Annotated in this window: 14 protein-coding genes; 12 read left to right on the plus strand and 2 right to left on the minus strand. The window is 38.9% G+C overall.

Annotated features, from left to right (window positions below; all coding sequences use genetic code 11):
• Positions 1–35 precede the first annotated feature (35 nt).
• Positions 36–3,431 carry an isoleucine--tRNA ligase gene (ileS, locus tag BBI00_RS21895; RefSeq protein ID WP_065400960.1) on the minus strand — a complete coding sequence of 1,132 codons (3,396 nt, stop codon included), beginning with the start codon at positions 3,429–3,431 and terminating at the stop codon, positions 36–38.
• A gap of 418 nt (positions 3,432–3,849) precedes the next feature.
• Here ileS and BBI00_RS21900 point away from each other — a divergent pair, with 418 nt between their 5' ends.
• The 3 genes from BBI00_RS21900 (at position 3,850) to BBI00_RS21910 (ending at position 7,660) form a co-directional block, all read left to right on the plus strand.
• Positions 3,850–5,538 carry a M23 family metallopeptidase gene (locus BBI00_RS21900; RefSeq protein ID WP_065400961.1) on the plus strand — a complete coding sequence of 563 codons (1,689 nt, stop codon included), beginning with the start codon at positions 3,850–3,852 and terminating at the stop codon, positions 5,536–5,538.
• 78 nt (positions 5,539–5,616) lie between these two features.
• The gene (locus BBI00_RS21905; protein WP_065400962.1) at positions 5,617–6,909 is read left to right on the plus strand and encodes a phenylacetate--CoA ligase family protein; all 1,293 of its coding nucleotides are present in this window, start codon (positions 5,617–5,619) and stop codon (positions 6,907–6,909) included.
• A 142-nt stretch (positions 6,910–7,051) separates the two neighbouring features.
• Positions 7,052–7,660, plus strand: coding sequence for a hypothetical protein (locus BBI00_RS21910; RefSeq protein WP_065400963.1), 609 nt, complete (start codon positions 7,052–7,054; stop codon positions 7,658–7,660).
• Between the two features lie 34 nt (positions 7,661–7,694).
• Here the strand turns inward: BBI00_RS21910 and BBI00_RS21915 are convergent, their stop codons facing one another.
• Complete coding sequence (locus tag BBI00_RS21915) at positions 7,695–8,951, minus strand: NAD(P)/FAD-dependent oxidoreductase (RefSeq protein WP_065400964.1); 1,257 nt, start codon at positions 8,949–8,951, stop codon at positions 7,695–7,697.
• A 98-nt stretch (positions 8,952–9,049) separates the two neighbouring features.
• Here BBI00_RS21915 and BBI00_RS21920 point away from each other — a divergent pair, with 98 nt between their 5' ends.
• From BBI00_RS21920 to BBI00_RS21960, 9 genes are all read left to right on the plus strand, one after another.
• A complete protein-coding gene (locus BBI00_RS21920) occupies positions 9,050–10,570 on the plus strand; it encodes an HAL/PAL/TAL family ammonia-lyase (protein WP_065400965.1) in 1,521 nt (506 codons plus the stop codon).
• An 85-nt stretch (positions 10,571–10,655) separates the two neighbouring features.
• Entirely contained in the window at positions 10,656–11,387 is a 732-nt protein-coding gene (gene fabG, locus BBI00_RS21925; protein ID WP_065400966.1) for a 3-oxoacyl-ACP reductase FabG, read from the plus strand.
• Position 11,388: 1 nt separating this feature from the next.
• Entirely contained in the window at positions 11,389–12,609 is a 1,221-nt protein-coding gene (locus tag BBI00_RS21930; protein WP_065400967.1) for a beta-ketoacyl-[acyl-carrier-protein] synthase family protein, read from the plus strand.
• 4 nt (positions 12,610–12,613) lie between these two features.
• Positions 12,614–12,868, plus strand: a complete 255-nt coding sequence (locus BBI00_RS21935) for an acyl carrier protein (protein WP_047377388.1) — start codon at positions 12,614–12,616, stop codon at positions 12,866–12,868.
• A gap of 118 nt (positions 12,869–12,986) precedes the next feature.
• Complete coding sequence (locus BBI00_RS21940) at positions 12,987–13,871, plus strand: LpxL/LpxP family acyltransferase (RefSeq protein WP_065400968.1); 885 nt, start codon at positions 12,987–12,989, stop codon at positions 13,869–13,871.
• Between the two features lie 174 nt (positions 13,872–14,045).
• Complete coding sequence (locus BBI00_RS21945; protein ID WP_065400969.1) at positions 14,046–15,578, plus strand: phytoene desaturase family protein; 1,533 nt, start codon at positions 14,046–14,048, stop codon at positions 15,576–15,578.
• Positions 15,565–17,310, plus strand: coding sequence for a C45 family autoproteolytic acyltransferase/hydolase (locus tag BBI00_RS21950; protein ID WP_083988616.1), 1,746 nt, complete (start codon positions 15,565–15,567; stop codon positions 17,308–17,310). Before BBI00_RS21945 ends, BBI00_RS21950 begins: the two co-directional genes overlap by 14 nt.
• A complete protein-coding gene (locus BBI00_RS21955; RefSeq protein ID WP_065400970.1) occupies positions 17,307–17,672 on the plus strand; it encodes a hypothetical protein in 366 nt (121 codons plus the stop codon). Before BBI00_RS21950 ends, BBI00_RS21955 begins: the two co-directional genes overlap by 4 nt.
• 7 nt (positions 17,673–17,679) lie before the next feature.
• Positions 17,680–18,933, plus strand: coding sequence for an alpha/beta hydrolase (locus BBI00_RS21960; protein ID WP_228394815.1), 1,254 nt, complete (start codon positions 17,680–17,682; stop codon positions 18,931–18,933).
• Positions 18,934–18,953 lie beyond the last annotated feature (20 nt).

The raw sequence follows: 18,953 nt of genomic DNA on the forward strand, positions 1-18,953 counted from the left end.
TTATGAAATGGAATTTGAAATACAATAACTACATGTTAATTTTTTTCAATATTTATCTTAAAATTAACCTCATCAATTTCGATTTCGTTAAAATTTGAAAGTGAAGATACAATTTCTATTTTATTTGACAAGACTTCAGAAGAAATATATTCCTCATTTTTCTTAATATCTTCAATAAATGGAGAATTCTCTTCAATGGAGATATTGATCCTGTCAGTCAGTTCAAAATTCTTCTCTTTTCGCAGGTTTTGAATTCTGTTGATGAACTCTCTTGCGATACCTTCAGACTTTAACTCATCGGTTAACGTCAAATCTAATGCCACAGTTGTTTTTCCATCAGAAGTTACCGTCCATCCAGGGATATCTTTTGTGGAAATTTCCACATCATCCACCGTGATCTCATAGCCCTGAACGTCAAGTTTTCCTTCTTTTTCAAGAGCGGCAATCTGTTCTGTGGTAAGATTGCTGATTTCAGCACCCACTACTTTCATGTCTTTTCCCAGTTTAGGACCAAGAGCTTTGAAGTTAGGCTTTATCTGTTTTATAATTAAGTGAGAAGCTTCTTCAGCATTGATCAGCTGCAGCTCTTTCACGTTTACTTCCTGCTTGATCAGATCTGCCACAGCAAGAATCTGCTCTTCAGTCTTCTTATCTAAAATAGGAATCAATACTCTTTGAAGCGGCTGTCTTACTTTTAAGCTTTCTGCACGTCTGATAGACAATACCAGACTCGTGATGGTTTGAGCTAAATGGGTTTTCTCAACCAGATCCTGATCAATTAAACTTTCATCAGCAACCGGGAAGTCTGTAAGGTGTACAGATTCACAGTTTTCCTTACCTGTTACTTTATTCAGGTCCTGATACAACTGATCCATAAAGAACGGAGCAATAGGAGCAGATAATTTAGCCACTACTTCAAGACAGGTATATAAAGTCTGGTAAGCAGAGATTTTATCATCAGAATAATCTCCTTTCCAGAAACGTCTCCTGCATAATCTTACATACCAGTTACTCAGGTTGTCATTCACGAAAGTATTGATCGCTCTTGCCACTCTTGTCGGTTCATAATCTTCGTAGAACGCTTTGACGTCCTTGATCAGTAAGTTCAGTTCAGAAAGGATCCATCTGTCGATTTCAGGACGGTTTTCCACTTCTTTTTCCGAATAACTGAATCCGTCAACATTCGCATATAAAGCAAAGAATGAATATGTGTTATAAAGTGTTCCGAAGAACTTTCTTCTTACTTCGTCGATTCCTTCAATATCAAACTTCAGGTTTTCCCAAGGATTGGCATTGGAGATCATATACCAACGGGTAGCGTCCGGTCCGTATACTGAAAGCGTTTCGAACGGATCTACAGCATTTCCCAAACGTTTTGACATCTTCTGCCCGTTCTTATCCAGAACAAGACCGTTACTCATTACATTTTTATAAGCTACAGAGTCAAACACAGCAGTTCCGATTGCGTGAAGCGTATAGAACCATCCACGGGTCTGGTCTACACCTTCTGCAATGAAATCAGCAGGGAACGCTTTATTATTGTCAATTAATTCTTTGTTTTCAAAAGGATAATGCAACTGGGCATAAGGCATAGATCCAGAGTCGAACCAAACGTCGATCAGATCGCTTTCACGCTTCATTGCTTTTCCTGAATCAGAAACTAAAATTACTTTATCCACTACATTCTTATGAAGATCCACAAGCTCATAATTAGACTCAGACATATTTCCGATGATGAATCCTTTGAACGGGTTCTCAGTCATCAATCCTGCAGCAATCGATTTCTCGATTTCGTTGTAAAGCTCTTCTACGGAACCGATGATCTTTTCTTCTTTCAGATCATCGGTTCTCCAGATCGGCAATGGAATTCCCCAATATCTTGAGCGGGAAAGGTTCCAGTCGTTCACATTCTCTAACCAGTTGGCAAAACGTCCTTCTCCGGTAGCTTTCGGCTTCCAGTTGATTTCTTTGTTCAGGTTAACCAGTCTGTCTTTCACAGCCGTCATCTTTACAAACCATGAATCCAGCGGATAATACAATACCGGTTTGTCTGTTCTCCAGCAGTGTGGATACGAGTGGACATATTTTTCTACTTTGAAGGCTTTGTTCTCTGTTTTCAGCAGGATGGCAAGTTCTACATCCCATGATTTTTCAGGAGCAGTTCCTTCATCATAATATTCATTCTTGATATATTTTCCGGAGAATACCTCAGGAACATTTTCTCCTTTGATAAATCTACCCTGTAAATCTACCAATGGTACAAGGTTGTCGTTCTCATCTTTTACCAACATCGGTGGAATTTCAGGCTGAGCCATTTTAGCCACTCTCGCATCATCAGCACCGAAAGTAGGAGCCGTGTGTACGATACCTGTACCATCCTCAGTGGTTACGAAATCCCCTAAGATTACCCTGAAAGCATTCTCAGGATGATCATTTGGAGTAAACCATGGTACCAATTGCTCATATCTTGTATCAACAAGTTTTTCCCCGGTAAATTCTTTTAAAATTCTGAAAGGAATTACTTTCGTTTCAGGAGTATAGTTGGCAAAATCCTCATCAGAACATTCTGCATATTTTTTACCGAAAACTTTAGGTAAAAGAACACTTGACAAAACAACCGTTACAGGCTCAAAAGTATATTGATTGAAAGTTTTAACTACAACATACTCGATATCTCTGCCTACTGTAAGAGCAGTATTGGAAGGCAGCGTCCATGGAGTTGTCGTCCATGCAAGGATATGTACATCTCCGTCAACATCATTGAATAACGCTGAAGAATCTTTTTTCACCTTAAACTGAGCCACAACCGTAGTATCTGAAACATCACGATATGTCCCGGGCTGATTCAGCTCGTGAGAAGAAAGTCCTGTTCCTGCTTTCGGAGAGTAAGGCTGGATCGTGTAGCCTTTATACAGCAAGCTTTTGTCATATAACTGCTTCAATAACCACCAAACGGTTTCCATATATTTTGACTTGTACGTAATGTACGGATCATCAAGGTCTACCCAATATCCGATTTTCTCTGTAAGGTTATTCCATACATCGGTATAACGCATTACAGCTTCACGACAAGCTTTATTATAATCTTCAATAGAGATTTTTTTGCCAATATCTTCTTTGGTAATTCCTAATTCTTTTTCTACACCCAGTTCCACAGGAAGACCATGCGTATCCCAGCCTGCTTTACGGAAAACCTGTTTCCCGTTCTGAGTCTGGTAACGGCAGAAAATATCCTTCAATGCTCTTGCCATTACGTGGTGAATTCCAGGCATACCGTTTGCTGAAGGCGGACCTTCATAAAAAACAAACTCAGGATTTCCCTGACGAATCTCAACACTCTTATTGAAAGTTTTATTTTGTTTCCAAAATTCCGCTACATTCTCTGCTACGTCAATAAGGTTGAGGTTTTTGTATTCTTTAAATTGGCTCATTGTAAATATCTCAATATTCGTTGATTAATTAAGTCTGCAAATTTAGTGAATTTTGTCGGTTTATAAGATATGTTTTATTTAGGTAATTTCTATTAAAAAGTTCAATTTCAGAAATATAAATGAAAAGAAGACCGGGAAGTGAATCACAACGATGGATAAAATGTGATTTTTCCCTTTCATTTATTCAATAGAAGCGGGCTTTAGCCCGCTTAAATGATAAGAAATCCTTCCATAGGCTTTAGCCAAAACCTAATTGATTTCTCATGCAGATTTCGCAGACTGATCATCATAATCATCTGTGAAAATTTTTGTCAGCTGCGGGTTAAAAATAAAAAACTCTCCATCAACAAGAGTAATATAGCACGATCATTGCTTGAAATCTTATATCCTTAAGGTAGAACTAAAACCCAAATGCTGTATGAAAGTTTTTTCCCAACTGATGATCATTATTTGTTTTATCAATAGTACCATCACAAAAGCTCAAAATAATTATCCACAAAATTATTTCCGCAACCCCTTGAACATTCCCATGCAGCTTGCTGCCAATTTTGGAGCGGTAAGAACCAATCACTTTCATATGGGACTCGATCTGAGAACCAACAGTAAGGAAAACTTATCTGTGGTTGCAGCAGCAGATGGCTATGTGAGCCGGATTAAAGTGGAACGGTACGGTTTCGGAAATGCAGTGTATATTACCCATCCCAATGGATATACCACTGTTTATGCCCATCTGAACAAATATTTTGATACACTGGATGAATACGTAAAAGAAAAGCAATATAAAGACGAAAAATGGGAACAGGATATCACCTTTCAGCCAGGGCAATTTCCTGTAACAAAAGGACAGCTGATTGCTTTGAGCGGAAATACAGGAGGTTCAGCAGGACCCCATCTGCATTTTGAGATTCGGGATACTAAAACGGAAGAATGTCTCAATCCTCTGCTATTTGGATTTAATATTCCGGATTCTGTAGCGCCTATAATCAGTGGACTGTATTGGTACGACCGGAGATTCAGTACCTATGAGCCCGGAGCAAACGGAATTGCAGTTAAAAAAACTGGAAATGCTTACACAGCTGATGTGGTCAGAGTACATTCTCCCATGATCAGCTTTGGAATTAAAGCCGCAGACAAAGCCAATCAGGGATTTAACCTGGGTATTTATAAAGCTGAAATATTGATGGATGGAAAACTGATATATGGTTTCAGTATAGATAAGGTGAGCTATGATGATACCCGTTATCTGAATGGCTGTATAGATTATACCAGGTTTATCAGGGACAAAGCAGGAATTCAGCACTTGTCTTCATTACCGGGGATGAAACTGCAAAACTACAGTGTACCTGATCTGTCAGGAATCATCAACCTTCAGGATGAAGAGATCCACAATATCGAAATTGTCTTAAAAGATGTAAAAGGAAACACCAGCAGGCTAACCACTAAAGTTCAGCTGAGTAATACGGGAAGTGGGATAACATCTTCAGGAAAGACTATTTTACCTGATGAAGGAAAAACCCTTACCACTGAAAATGCAGAAATCAGCTTCAGTAAAAATGCAGTGTATGATGCCATGAATTTTAATATGGATGAAAAAGCCAGCACGGATGGAAATGCCGCTTCCAATACCATTGTTTTACAGAATCCATACCTTCCCGTTCATGATTATTATACTTTGAAGATAAAACCCAACAGAAAGCTTTCCAAAGAAGAGAAAGAGAGGGCAGTAGTTGTATTTAATTACGGAAGTGATAAAGATGCCGTAAAAACAAAATGGAACGGCGATCAGGCAGAAGCACAGTTCAACAGGCTGGGAACCGCAGAATTGATAGTGGATAACAATGGGCCATCCGTTTCTTCAGGATGGAAAGAAGGGGCAATGGTAAACGGGAGTTCTTTACGGCTAAAAGGTAGTACGAAAGTAGGTGATATTGTTTCCTTCCGGGCTGAACTTGATGGGAAATGGCTGAGATTTGCCCGTGTGAAAAATGATTTTGTTTATATTTTTGACGAAAAATGCCCGAAAGGTTCCGGTTCACATACTTTAAAAGTAACGACAGTCAATACAGCAGGAAATGCGAATACTCAAACTTTTACATTCAATAGGTAAATAATCTTTTAATACTTGGGTCATCTTGAAATCTTTTCATTTTAATTAAATAAATTTGCCTTTTAAAAATTAAAATCATTGGAATTTCATCCGTCAATCGAGAAAGCAGGGATTCAGGAAATCAAATTATTTCAGGAAGAAAAACTTCGTGAGCTTTTGACCTATCTTGAAAACCATTCCCCTTTTTATCAGAAGTTGTTCAGAGAACATCATATCAGCATCGGGGATATCCGTACCTTGGAAGATCTTAATAAGATCCCAACCACTACAAAGAATGATCTTCAGCAGCATAACCATGATTTTTTCTGCATCACACCAGATAAAATCGTAGACTACAGTACTACTTCCGGAACTTTAGGAGATCCTGTCACTTTTGGTTTGTCAGATAGCGATCTTGAAAGGCTGGCTTACAACGAAGCCATATCTTTTGCCTGTGCAGGCATTCGGAAAGGAGATGTCGTCCAGATGATCACCACCATAGATAAACGCTTTATGGCAGGACTTGCTTACTTTTTAGGACTTAGAAAGATGGGCGCAAGCGTTGTGAGGATGGGGCCGGGAATTCCTGAGCTGCAGTGGGACTCAATCTTCAGGTACAAACCCAAATACCTCATTACCGTTCCGTCATTTTTACTGAAGATGATCGATTATGCTGAAAAACATGGCCTGGATTATAAAAATGCGAGTGTGTATGGTGCCGTTTGTATCGGGGAAAGCATAAAAAACCAGGATTTTACAGATAATATCCTGTCACAGAAAATCAAAGAAAAATGGGACATAAAACTATTTTCCACCTATGCTTCTACCGAAATGAGCACTGCCTTTACAGAATGTGAATTCCAGATTGGAGGGCACCATCATCCTGAGCTGATCATTACAGAGATCCTTGATGATGACGGAAACCCTGTGAAGGAAGGAGAAAGCGGGGAACTCACCATTACTACACTGGGAGTGGAAGCCATTCCTTTATTGAGATTTAAGACAGGAGACCTTGTAAAAGCCCATTATGAGCCATGCCAGTGCGGAAGAAATACCATGAGGTTAGGACCGGTGGTCGGAAGAAAGCAGCAGATGATCAAATACAAAGGGACAACATTGTACCCTCCGGCTATGAACGATATTCTGAATGATTTCAATAATATTTTATGCTATCAGATCGTAATCCAGGCGAATGAGATAGGTCTTGACGAGATTATCATCAAATTGAGTACAGAAGCAGAACAGGAAAGTTTTGTAAACGAAGTCAGAGACCACTTCCGTGCAAAATTGAGAGTAAGTCCTAAAATTGAGATCATAGATTTTGATATTTTGTCTAAAACGGTTTTCAATCCCAACAGCAGAAAGCCGGTTACATTTATTGATTTAAGATAAAATTAAAAAGATAAGCAGGAACTCCCTGCTTTTATCATAAAAAATAATCCTCTATTAAACGATGAAATAAAATAATATTTACTATTTCTGCTGAATTGCTTTTAGTTTATATTTGCCCCGTAAAATTTAAATAAAACAAACCATGAAAAAATTATTCCTGTTGTTGTTTATGGCCATGGCAACAGCAACGTTTGCACAGAATCAAATTAACTTTGAATCCGGAAATTTTGATTTTCTGAAAGATCAGACCGAAGTGAATGTTCAGTTCATATTTGAGAATGCCACGTTTCACGAAAAAAACCTTACAGAAGCTCAGTATCTGGAAAACAGACAAAAAGACATTACCAATAAAAAAGGAGCATCTACCTGGGCTGAGTGGAGTTCTCAGTGGGGGATATTCAAATCTTCGAGATATGCTGACTTTTTCCTTAAAGGCCTGAATGAAAAATCAAAAAAAGTGGCTTTCAAAACAGATGTTCAGACAAAATATACCCTGATTGTTGATGCAAAATGGATCTATGCAGGATGGTATGGCGGAATGATAGGATCTCAGCCTGGAAAATTAACGGCAGATCTTACATTTGTAGAAACAGATAACCCTTCAAAAGTAGTGATGAAACTACATGCAGATAAAGTAGAAGGAAACAAGGGAAATAAGGAATTCGGCTGGGAATATGGCAGAATTGCTGCAGCCTATGAAGTAACAGGAAAGAAGCTGGGAAAAGAAATCAAAGACGCTTTGAAAAAATAAAACGAAAAACGGTCTGAATATTCAGACCGTTTTTTTATTGTTGATTTTGCTGTTCCTGTTTTTCCAGTTTGATGAGGTTCGCAAGATTCTTTATTACCGTATCATGCTTCTTCACAAAAGGATTGTCTTTGTTCCATACATATCCTGCAAGAACGGCGCAGATCTTTTTCTTTACGTCCGGATTTTCCGGCTGGTGGAAAAATAACTCCTGAAGATTTCCCGTATACCATTCTTTGACATACGTGGTGAAAACATCTACACCGTATAAAATATAATCTGAATATTCCGTCTGCCAGTCAATTTTCTCTCCGTTGAGCTGTCTTAAAGCCAGTTTGGCTGCAAGCATTCCGGACTCTGTAGCAAAAGCCATTCCTGATGAGAAAACAGGATCAAGGAATTCAGAAGCGTTTCCTGTTAAAGCAAATCCGTCCCCGAACAGACTTTTTACAGAACAGGAATAGTCTTTCAGATGTCTTGGTTCAAAAAGGAATTCTACATCCCCAAAACGTTTTACGTAATAATCAGAAAGGGAAATGGCTTTTCTCAACGCTTCTGTTGCATCTCCGTTTTCAGATAATCTGTCAATATATTCGGTAGGGCCTACAATTCCCAAACTTGTATTTCCGTTGGAAAAAGGAATCACCCATAGCCATACTTCCGTCTCAATAATGTCAAAAGAAATTAAAGTGCCTTCCTCTCCCGGTTCCCTGTTGATATCGTTGACGTGAGAGAAAATAGCAGAGTGAGGAGAAAGTCTCGAAGGTTTTTCCAGATCCAGCAGACGGGGCAGTACTCTTCCGTAACCGCTGGAATCAATAACAAATTTAGCATGGATCTCTTTGGTTTCTCCATCTTTATTTCTTACCGTAGTCACAGAATCTGTTCCGTCAAACCTGATAGCTGTCACTTCAGTTTCAAATTCAAGGTCAATCCCTTTATTGATGACTTCCTGAGCAAGGGTATTATCAAAATCAGCCCTTGGAACCTGCCAGGTCCAGTCCCAGCCTTCCCCAAACTTGTTGCTGAAATCAAAAATGCAGACTTCATCTCCACGAAGGAAACGGGCTCCCAGCTTTTTTTCAAAGCCCATTTTGTCTAATGCAGGGAAAAGACCCGCCTCGTCAAAGTGGTCCATTACCCTCGGAATTAAGCTTTCACCCACTACCAGTCTGGGGAATTTTGTCTTTTCGACAACTTTTACGTTGACGTTGTTCTTCTTTAAGTATGAAGAAGACACGCATCCGGAAGGTCCAGCCCCGATTACAAGAACGTCAACAAATTCTTTGCTCATCTTTGATTTTTTATTTTAATAATAACTTTTATCTTTGCCGCAAAATTAGTGACAAATAATTAATATTTTATAAAATTATCAACTATTACTTTTAATTGATGAAAATAAATAACTTTTTAGAACTGAAAGACTTTCAAAAAATTATCATTGGGAATGAAAAAATAGAACTGGATGAATCACTTTTATCAAGAGTAGATACGAGTTTTCAGTTTTTAAAGGAGTTTTCAAAAAATAAAGTAATATACGGTGTCAATACCGGTTTTGGTCCCATGGCCCAGTTCAAGATCAGTGATGAAGATACGCATCAGCTTCAGTATAACCTGATCAGAAGCCATTCTTCAGGAATCGGAAATCCTTTGCCTGCTCAGGAAGTGAAAGCCTGTATGCTGGCAAGGCTGAATACCTTATCGTTAGGAAATTCAGGAGTACACCAGTCTGTTATTTACCTTCTTCAGGAGCTGATTAACAGAGATATTATTCCATTGATCTTTGAACACGGAGGAGTAGGCGCAAGTGGCGACCTTGTACAGCTGGCACATCTCGCTCTGGTATTGATAGGAGAAGGAGAAGTCTTTTATAAAGGAGAAAGAAAGTCTACAAAAGAAGTTTTTGCCGCTGAAGGACTGGAGCCGATACAAGTAGAGATCCGTGAAGGTCTTGCTTTGATGAACGGAACTTCCGTAATGTCAGGAATCGGTATTGTAAATGCTTATAAAGCCAATCAGCTTACCGATATTTCGATCAGGCTTTCCTGTGCCATCAACGAGATTGTTCAGGCGTATGATGATCATTTATCAGAAGCTTTGAACGGAACCAAAAAACACTACGGCCAGCAGGAAGTGGCGAAAAGAATGCGGGCACACCTGGCAGACAGTAAACTGATCAGAAAAAGAGAAGATCACCTTTATACCCATTTCGAAGAACAGGAAAAAGTCTTTAAGGAGAAAGTACAGGAATACTATTCTTTACGATGTGTTCCACAGATTTTAGGCCCTGTTCTGGACACCTTGGAATATACGGAAAAGGTTCTTGAAAATGAGATCAATTCTGCCAATGATAACCCGATCATCAATGTTGAAGATCAGCATGTTTATCACGGAGGAAACTTCCACGGGGATTATATCTCTCTTGAAATGGATAAGCTGAAGATCGTTGTAACGAAACTTACGATGCTTGCAGAACGACAGCTGAACTATCTTTTGAATGCTAAAATCAATGAAATTTTGCCTCCTTTTGTAAATTTAGGTAAATTAGGTTTCAATTTCGGGATGCAGGGTGTGCAGTTTACGGCAACTTCTACTACGGCAGAAAGCCAGATGCTGTCGAATTCAATGTATGTACACAGTATTCCCAACAATAATGACAATCAGGATATCGTAAGCATGGGAACCAATGCAGCGGTAATCTGCAGAAAAGTGATTGAAAATGCCTTTGAAGTACTGGCGATTGAAGCGATTACCATTATTCAGGCGATTGAATATCTTGGTTTCCAGGATAAAATTTCATCATCTACCAAAGAGCTGTATGATGAAATCAGAAAAATTATTCCTGCATTCTCAGACGATATGGTCATGTATCCGTATCTGGAGGAAGTAAAGAAATATTTAAAGGACATGTAATTATTAGCTGTCATGAATTGTCTGTAAATATACGCAGGTATAAAAGCTAACTAAAAAAAACTAAAAACGAAATAAACACTAACGCATGAAATGTGCAATTGTAACAGGAGGCTCCAGAGGAATCGGGAGGGCTATCTGTATAAAACTGGCTGAAGAGAAAAGCTATCACATCCTCATCAACTATGCTTCCAATGAAGCAGCAGCTAAAGAAACTCTGGCTAAAGTGGAAGAATTGGGATCAACAGGAGAAATTCTTAAATTTGATGTAGGAAATACCGAAGAAACACAGCAGGTTTTGACAGCGTGGCAGGAGAAAAATCCTGAGGCTGTGGTAGAAGTGATTGTTAATAATGCCGGTATCACAAGAGACGGTCTTTTTATGTGGATGCAGAAAGAAGACTGGAATAATGTGATCAACACCAGTCTTGACGGGTTCTTCAATGTGACGAATTTCTTTATCCAGAAACTGCTTCGTAACAAATACGGGAGAATTATCAATATGGTGTCTGTCTCAGGGGTAAAAGGAACTGCCGGGCAGACCAACTATTCCGCTGCGAAAGGAGCATTGGTAGGCGCTACAAAAGCCCTTGCCCAGGAAGTTGCCAAGAGAAACGTTACCGTAAATGCAGTCGCACCGGGCTTTATCAGAACAGATATGACCCAGGAATTTAATGAAGATGAGCTGAAGGCGATGATTCCTGCCAACAGATTCGGGGAAGCAGAAGAAGTGGCTGATCTTGTTGCATTTTTAGCATCCAGAAAAGCTTCATACATCACAGGAGAAGTGATTAATATTAACGGAGGAATTTATTCATAACATGGAAAATAGGGTTGTGATTACCGGAATGGGAATTTATTCCTGCATCGGGACGTCTTTAGAAGAGGTCAGGGAATCCCTATATCAAGGAAAATCCGGTATTGTTTTAGACCAGGAAAGAAAAGAGTTCGGTTTCAGATCAGGCCTTACAGGCGTTGTTCCCAAACCAGATCTTAAAAACCTTCTGAACAGACGCCAGCGTATCAGTATGGGCGAAGAAAGCGAATATGCGTATCTGGCTACCCTTGATGCATTGAAGCAGGCCAACCTGGATGAAACGTTTATGGACTCCCATGAAGTCGGGATCTTATACGGAAACGACAGTGTTTCCCAGGCGGTCGTGGAATCTATAGACATCGCAAGGGAAAAGAAAGATACTACATTGATGGGATCGGGTGCGATCTTCAAATCAATGAATTCAACAGTAACGATGAACCTTTCCACAATTTTTAAACTGAAAGGAATCAATCTTACCATCAGTGCGGCGTGCGCAAGCGGATCGCATTCTCTGGGACTTGCTTATATGATGATCAAAAACGGATTTCAGGATATGATTATCTGTGGCGGAGCCCAGGAAACAAACAAATATTCTATGGCCAGCTTTGATGGTCTAGGCGTGTTTTCAGCAAGAGAAGAGGAGCCTGCCAAGGCTTCAAGACCTTTCGATGCCGGAAGAGACGGTTTGATCCCAAGCGGAGGTGCTGCCACATTGATCGTTGAAAGCCTGGAATCGGCACAGAGAAGAGGAGTACCGATCATTGCAGAGATCATAGGCTATGGTTTTTCTTCCAACGGAGGACATATTTCTACCCCTAATGTAGACGGACCGGCTCTGGCGATGGACAGGGCTTTAAAACAATCGGGCTTACAAGCTTCAGATATCGATTATATCAATGCTCACGCTACTTCTACCCCTATAGGAGATGCTAATGAAGCCAAAGCTATTTATGAGATCTTCGGAAGTGAAGTTCCGGTAAGTTCTACCAAATCCATGACAGGTCATGAGTGCTGGATGGCGGGTGCAAGTGAAGTTATTTACTCTATTCTGATGATGCAGAATGATTTCGTAGCGCCTAATATTAATCTGGAAAACCCTGATAATGAAGCTCAGAAGATAAATTTAATCTCCAAAACAAAAAATCAAAAAATTGATGTATTTTTGTCGAATTCTTTTGGGTTTGGGGGAACCAATTCTGCACTAATAGTTAAAAAATTTGATTAAAAACATGGAAAGGGAAAAGATTGTTGCCATCGTTAATGATTTTCTGGTAAATGAATTTGAGGTAGACGGAGATGAAATCAGTAATGATGCCAACCTTAAAAATACACTGGGCTTAGACAGTCTGGATTATATTGATATGGTAGTGGTGATCGAATCTAATTTCGGAGTGAAATTAGGAGAGGCCGACTTCAAGAAAATGGTGACATTTGATGATTTCTACACAACAATTGAAAATAAGATCGCTGAGAAAAACGCTTAGTTACTGAGTTAATCTTTATTCTATAAAAAAGTACCAATGTAATAATGTAACGGTGCCCCGGCTGCACTAAAGATATTGTTACATTGGTATAGTCTTATTATATTGGTAAATTATAGCTATGAACAAATGGAAAGGTAAATCTAAAGGGACGGTACTGGGGTACAGGATATTCGTCTGGTGTATTAGAAATATCGGGATCAGAAGTTCATACGGTGTGCTTTACTTTGTAGCCGCTTATTACGCTCTGTTTCAGAAGAAAAGCAACCAATATATTCTCTACTATTTCCGGGAAAGATTAGGCTACGGATACCGGAAAGCCAAAGCTTCTATATTTAAAAGCTATTTCACTTTCGGAAAGGTGCTTATCGACAAAACTGCTATTTCTGCAGGACTTCGGGAAAAATATACCTATGAATTTGATGGTATTGAAAACCTCAGAAACCTTCTGGCTGCAAAAAAAGGAGGAGTGCTGATCAGTGCCCATATCGGAAATTTTGAAATTGCAGAACATTTCTTTGCAGATATTGATTTCGACTGTCAGATCAATCTGGTGACTACAGACCAGGAAGTAACCGTGATCAAGGAATATCTGGAAACAGTTGCCGTGAAAAAGAGCAACATCAAGTTTATCTACGTAAAAGACGATATGTCTCATATTTTTGAGATCAATCAGGCCTTATCCAATAATGAGCTCATCTGCTTTACGGGAGACCGTTATTTTGAAGGATCCAAGTACCTTGAGGCTGATCTGTTAGGCAAAACTGCAAAATTTCCTGCCGGCCCGTTTCTTATTGCTTCAAGACTGGGCGTTCCGGTTGTATATGTGTACGTAATGAAAGAAAATAATCTTCATTACCATCTGTATGCAAGAGTAGCACAGAATATTAAAAATCGTGATTCACAGGGACTTTTACAGTCTTATGTTCACAATCTTGAAACCATGGTGAAAAAATATCCGCTTCAATGGTTTAATTATTTTGATTTTTGGGATGATGTTGATTAATTTTTCTATTTTTACCTCCTAAAAACTAATAAAAAACTCAAAACCATTAAGATTTGCAGAGAATTTAAGATCACTCAATAGCATTGTCCAAATAGTATTTCTTTGCATTACATACCAAAGTAATAACTGAATTTCTTAATTTCTCAGACTCTTAATTTAAAAGCACATTCACTTTTGAAAAAAGAATATGACATACTTGTAATCGGCAGCGGATTGGGAGGTCTTGTTTCGGCTCTTGTTTTGGCGAAAGAAGGCCTGAAGGTTTGTGTGCTGGAGAAAAACAATCAGTATGGAGGCAACCTGCAGACTTTTTCAAGAGATAAGCTTATCTTTGATACCGGGGTTCATTATCTCGGCGGGCTGTCGGAAGGGCAGAATTTAAACCGCTTTTTTTCCTATCTGGAAATTATGGACGGGCTTGAGCTTCAGAAAATGGATGAAGATGGCTATGACAGAATAAGCTTTGGCAATGAATCTGTTCAGTATCCTCATGCCCAGGGCTATCAGAACTTTGTTGAACAGCTTTCCAGATATTTTCCGGAGGAAAAAGAAAATCTTGAAAATTACTGTGAGGAGATCCAGTATGTATGCAGCCAGTTTCCCAGATATCATGTGATTGGGAAAGATCATTACAATGAGGAAATTCTGCATCTCAATACCAAAAGATTTATAGAATCCGTTACCCAGAACAAAAAACTGCAGTCGGTTTTACTGGGTTCCAACTTTTTATATGCAGGAGATTCCGAAAATGTCCCTTTTTATGTACATGCCCTTACGGTAAACTCCTATATTCAGAGTGCTTATAAATGTGTGAAAGGCGGAAGCCAGATCTCTAAACTGCTGATCCGAAAACTGAGAGAATACGGAGCTGAAGTTCATAAACATTCCGAAGTTTCCGGATTTGTTTTTGATGAGAATAATATTTTAAAATCGGTACAGACAAAAGCAGGAAAGGAATATAGTGCCAGACAGTTTATTTCAAATATCGAGATTCGGGCCACCATGAAGCTGATTGGAGAAGAAAGGCTGAAGAAATCCTTTATGAACAGGGTTTTAAGCTGGAAGCCGGTTTCATCATGCTTTAGCGTGTATATTGTTTTAAAATCCCAAAGCCTTCCCAATTTCAATTACAATATCTACCACTACTCATCAGAAGAACAGGTGTGGAATGCATTCCGATACAGAAAAGAAACATGGCCGGAAACCTATATGCTTTCATCCACGGCTTCAAAACATCATCCGGAATTTGCAGAAAGTCTTACGGCTATTTCCTATATGGATTTTGAGGAAGTGAAAGAATGGGAAAATACATTCAATACAGTGGCTGATGAGCATGAAAGAGGTGAGGCCTACGAAAAATTTAAATTGGAAAAAACGGAGAAAATGATTGAAGCCCTGGAAAAGAAAATTCCGGGATTGAGACATGCGATCAGGAGAATATACACTTCCTCTCCGTTGTCTTACAGAGACTATATCGGGAACTTTGAAGGCAATATGTACGGGTATATGAAAAGCTCGGAAAACCCTCTTAAAACAATGGTTTCTCCCCGTACAAAAATTGATAACCTGTTTCTGACAGGCCAGTCTGTGAACATGCATGGCATTTTGGGCGTAACCATCGGTGCGTTTAATACCTGCGCTGAAATGTTAGGAAAAGATATTATTGATGGAAGATTAATACAAATGATTAATAATGAAGGGAAATAGCAGGAAGTTTGCCATTTTGAATGAAGCAGGCCATATAAGCAATAGCTCTTTCTGTTGTCAGAATAACAGGCTCCGGACCATTAAAGCACTGTTTTGTTTATTCCTTATCATCAACCTTGTTTCTTGTGGAATTTCAAAATCTGTTCATCATATTCCTCAAGTCAGTCAATATCCATTGGAGATTCCGAAAATTACCCGTATCAACGATTCAACGTTCCGCTATAATCAGAACTATCTTACCAAAAACAGACAGCAGCTCTGGGAACTTTATATCAAAGGAAATCCTCTGCAGCTTGGATATAATAACGGAGCACTGACACAGAACCTTATGCAGAAGCAGGAAGGAATTTTCTTTTCAAAAGTAGAGGGATTCGTCCCGTCAAAATTCAAGCAGAAACTTTTGAGAGGCTTTTTGAAATGGTACAACAGAAAAATGTACCTGAACGTAAGAGAAGATTATCAGGCCGAGCTGTACGGACTCTCACAGTACTCGTCTGACCGTTACGATTTTATAGCCCCAAAATATCTGAGAAACCTTTACCTGCACGGAGCTCACGATATTGGGCATGCCATGCAGGATCTTGCCATGGTAGGATGCAGTTCTCTTGCCGTATGGAATGAGAACACGGAAGACGGAGACCTTCTCATAGGAAGAAACTTCGATTTTTATGTAGGTGATGATTTTGCTCAAAATAAGCTGGTAGAATTTGTAGACCCCGAAGACGGGATCCCTTACATGTCGGTGAGCTGGCCGGGAATGATAGGAGTAGTTTCCGGAATGAATAAAGAAGGAATTACAGTGACAATCAATGCCGGAAAATCAAAGATTCCTCTTACCGCAAAGACGCCTATTTCGCTTGTTACAAGAGAAATTCTGCAGTATGCTAAAAATATAGAAGAAGCCATTGCGATTGCTAAAAAAAGAAAAGTGTTCGTTTCAGAATCTATTCTGGTCGGTAGTGCTGCAGATAAAAATGCTGTGATCATTGAGGTTTCACCTAAAAACTTCGGAGTTTACAGGGTGCAGAACAGCAGCAGGGTACTTTGTACCAACCATTTCCAGTCTGATGCTTATAAAGACGATAAAAGAAACCTGAAACATATTGAAGAAAGCCATTCGGAATACCGTTATGAGAAGCTTCAGGAACTTCTGCAGGAAGAAGAAAAGCTGAATCCTGAAAAAATGGCTTCCATTTTAAGAAATACATCCGGTTTGCAGGATGAGAAGATTGGCTACGGTAACGAAAAAGCATTAAATCAGCTGCTGGCTCATCATGGTGTAATATTTTCACCACAGAAAAGATTAGTCTGGGTTTCTTCAAATCCTTACCAGCTGGGCGAATTCGTATGTTATGACCTGAATGAGATATTTTCTGACAAAGGATTACAACCCGATGATTTTTCAAAACAGGAACTGAATATTGCCAGAGACCCTTTCGCTGATTCAAAAGAATTCATGAACTATGAGGAATACAGAAAGGTAAGTATGCAGGTCAATAATGCTGCTGATAATAAAGAGAATCTTACAGATGACTTTCTGATTCATTATAAATCTCTGAATCCTGATTTCTGGAAAGTATATTATACGACAGGGAAGTATTATTTCTGCAAAAAAGAATATTCAAAGGCAAAAACAGAATTTGAAACGGCCATGACGAAAGAAATTACTACAGTTCCGGACAGAAAAGAAATTCAGAAATACCTGAAGAAAACCTTAAACAAACTGAAATGATCCCGAAATCTGTTAAACTGCTGTTCATTATTCCTTTTGTAATCATCATCGGCTATTCAGTGTATCTGTGTACGGTATACAGCTCAATTCCTGATACCATACCGGTTCGCAGTTTCGGAAATAGTAAAGAAAGTTACGGGAATAAAATATTCCTCTTTTTGCCCATACTCCTCAATCTGATCATTCTTTTTTTTATCTGGCGGATCATCAGCAGACCTGATAAAATCAATTTTACTTTTGAAATCAGGGAAGAAGACAGGGAAAAGACCTATTATACTACGCAGTTGGTGATGGTCATTCTTGCTATATTTGTTACGATCCTTATGGGGCCGTTATCTTTTGCAGACGTTGTTTATCAATAGCATTACCATGAAAAAAATTATAACCGTTTTTTGTATTATCTGCTCACTATTGTCATTTTCCCAGGACAAAAAAGAAATCGGTAATACATTTATCAAAACATTATTTGTTGATAAAAATATAGAAAAAGCCCATGCCTTTTTTGATCCTTCAGTAGCTTCCCAAATCCCTGTCGAACAGCTTAAAGCTGTTACGGAACAACTTCAGGAACAGCTGGGAGGGCTTAAAAATATCCTTGAAGTAAATAACGAAAGCAATATTTACTATTATTATTCTGAATTTGGAAAATCTAAGCTGGATGTACAGCTTACTTTTAATGAAAACAATAAACTGCTTGGTTTCTTTTTAGTACCTCATAAGACCTTTGAAACATGGGATGAAAAAACTTCACTGAAAATAAAAAGTGATGACATAGAGCTGAACGGTACATTACTGATTCCCACTTCCGGCAATAAAAAGAAACTGGTCATCTTTGTTCATGGCTCGGGAGCAAGCAACAGGGATGAGGCCATTGGAGAAAATAAACCTTTCAGAGACATTGCAGAATACCTTTTCAGTAATGGGATCGCTTCTTACCGATATGATAAAAGGACCTATTCCAATCCTGAAACATTTACCGGGCAGTCTACTGTAGAAGATGAAACTGTAAAAGATGCAGTGAATGCGGCCAATTATTTTAAAAACAATAAAGATTATACCGGCTATCAGATTATTATCCTGGGACACAGCCAGGGGGCTTATATGATGCCGGAAATTGCAGCGAAGGCACAGGTATCAAAATATATATTTATGGCTGGAAATGCCAGGCCATTACAGAATCTTTTAGTTGAGCAATACGAATATCTTCATAATCTTGATCCTGCTAAAGTTCCCGCAGAAGCTGTAGAGGATCTGAAAAAACAGGTTGCTCTGCTCAATTCATCAAAATTTAATCTGAATACACCGGCTGCGGAACTCCCTTTGGGACAGTCTGCGGCCTATTGGAGCTACCTGAAAAATTACAATCAGCTTAATGAGGTAAAAAAAATCAAAGCTCCTCTGTTTTTTGCCCAGGGCGGTAGAGACTATCAGGTCACCGAAAAGGATTTTAATCTCTGGAAAGATGCCTTGAAAAACAATAAGGCAGCAGAATTTAAGTTCTATCCTTCTTTAAGCCATTTATTCATTTCAGGTTCTGGAAAACCATCGCCTGAAGATTATGAAGTAAAAGGAAATGTTGATGATCAGTTTCTGAAAGATTTACTGCAATTCATTGTGAAATAAGAATTTAAAGAAAGTGAATA

Source organism: Chryseobacterium arthrosphaerae, assembly GCF_001684965.1.
In the GTDB taxonomy this organism is placed as follows: Bacteria; Bacteroidota; Bacteroidia; order Flavobacteriales; family Weeksellaceae; genus Chryseobacterium; species Chryseobacterium arthrosphaerae.

What these genes read in the sequence shown, in the direction of transcription:
- ileS (WP_065400960.1), bottom strand. Translation starts at nt 3,431, where the DNA reads ATGAGCCAATTTAAAGAATACAAAAACCTCAACCTTATTGACGTAGCA.
- BBI00_RS21900 (WP_065400961.1), top strand. Translation starts at nt 3,850, where the DNA reads ATGAAAGTTTTTTCCCAACTGATGATCATTATTTGTTTTATCAATAGT.
- BBI00_RS21910 (WP_065400963.1), top strand. Translation starts at nt 7,052, where the DNA reads ATGAAAAAATTATTCCTGTTGTTGTTTATGGCCATGGCAACAGCAACG.
- BBI00_RS21915 (WP_065400964.1), bottom strand. Translation starts at nt 8,951, where the DNA reads ATGAGCAAAGAATTTGTTGACGTTCTTGTAATCGGGGCTGGACCTTCC.
- BBI00_RS21920 (WP_065400965.1), top strand. Translation starts at nt 9,050, where the DNA reads ATGAAAATAAATAACTTTTTAGAACTGAAAGACTTTCAAAAAATTATC.
- fabG (WP_065400966.1), top strand. Translation starts at nt 10,656, where the DNA reads ATGAAATGTGCAATTGTAACAGGAGGCTCCAGAGGAATCGGGAGGGCT.
- BBI00_RS21930 (WP_065400967.1), top strand. Translation starts at nt 11,389, where the DNA reads ATGGAAAATAGGGTTGTGATTACCGGAATGGGAATTTATTCCTGCATC.
- BBI00_RS21935 (WP_047377388.1), top strand. Translation starts at nt 12,614, where the DNA reads ATGGAAAGGGAAAAGATTGTTGCCATCGTTAATGATTTTCTGGTAAAT.
- BBI00_RS21940 (WP_065400968.1), top strand. Translation starts at nt 12,987, where the DNA reads ATGAACAAATGGAAAGGTAAATCTAAAGGGACGGTACTGGGGTACAGG.
- BBI00_RS21950 (WP_083988616.1), top strand. Translation starts at nt 15,565, where the DNA reads ATGAAGGGAAATAGCAGGAAGTTTGCCATTTTGAATGAAGCAGGCCAT.
- BBI00_RS21955 (WP_065400970.1), top strand. Translation starts at nt 17,307, where the DNA reads ATGATCCCGAAATCTGTTAAACTGCTGTTCATTATTCCTTTTGTAATC.
- BBI00_RS21960 (WP_228394815.1), top strand. Translation starts at nt 17,680, where the DNA reads ATGAAAAAAATTATAACCGTTTTTTGTATTATCTGCTCACTATTGTCA.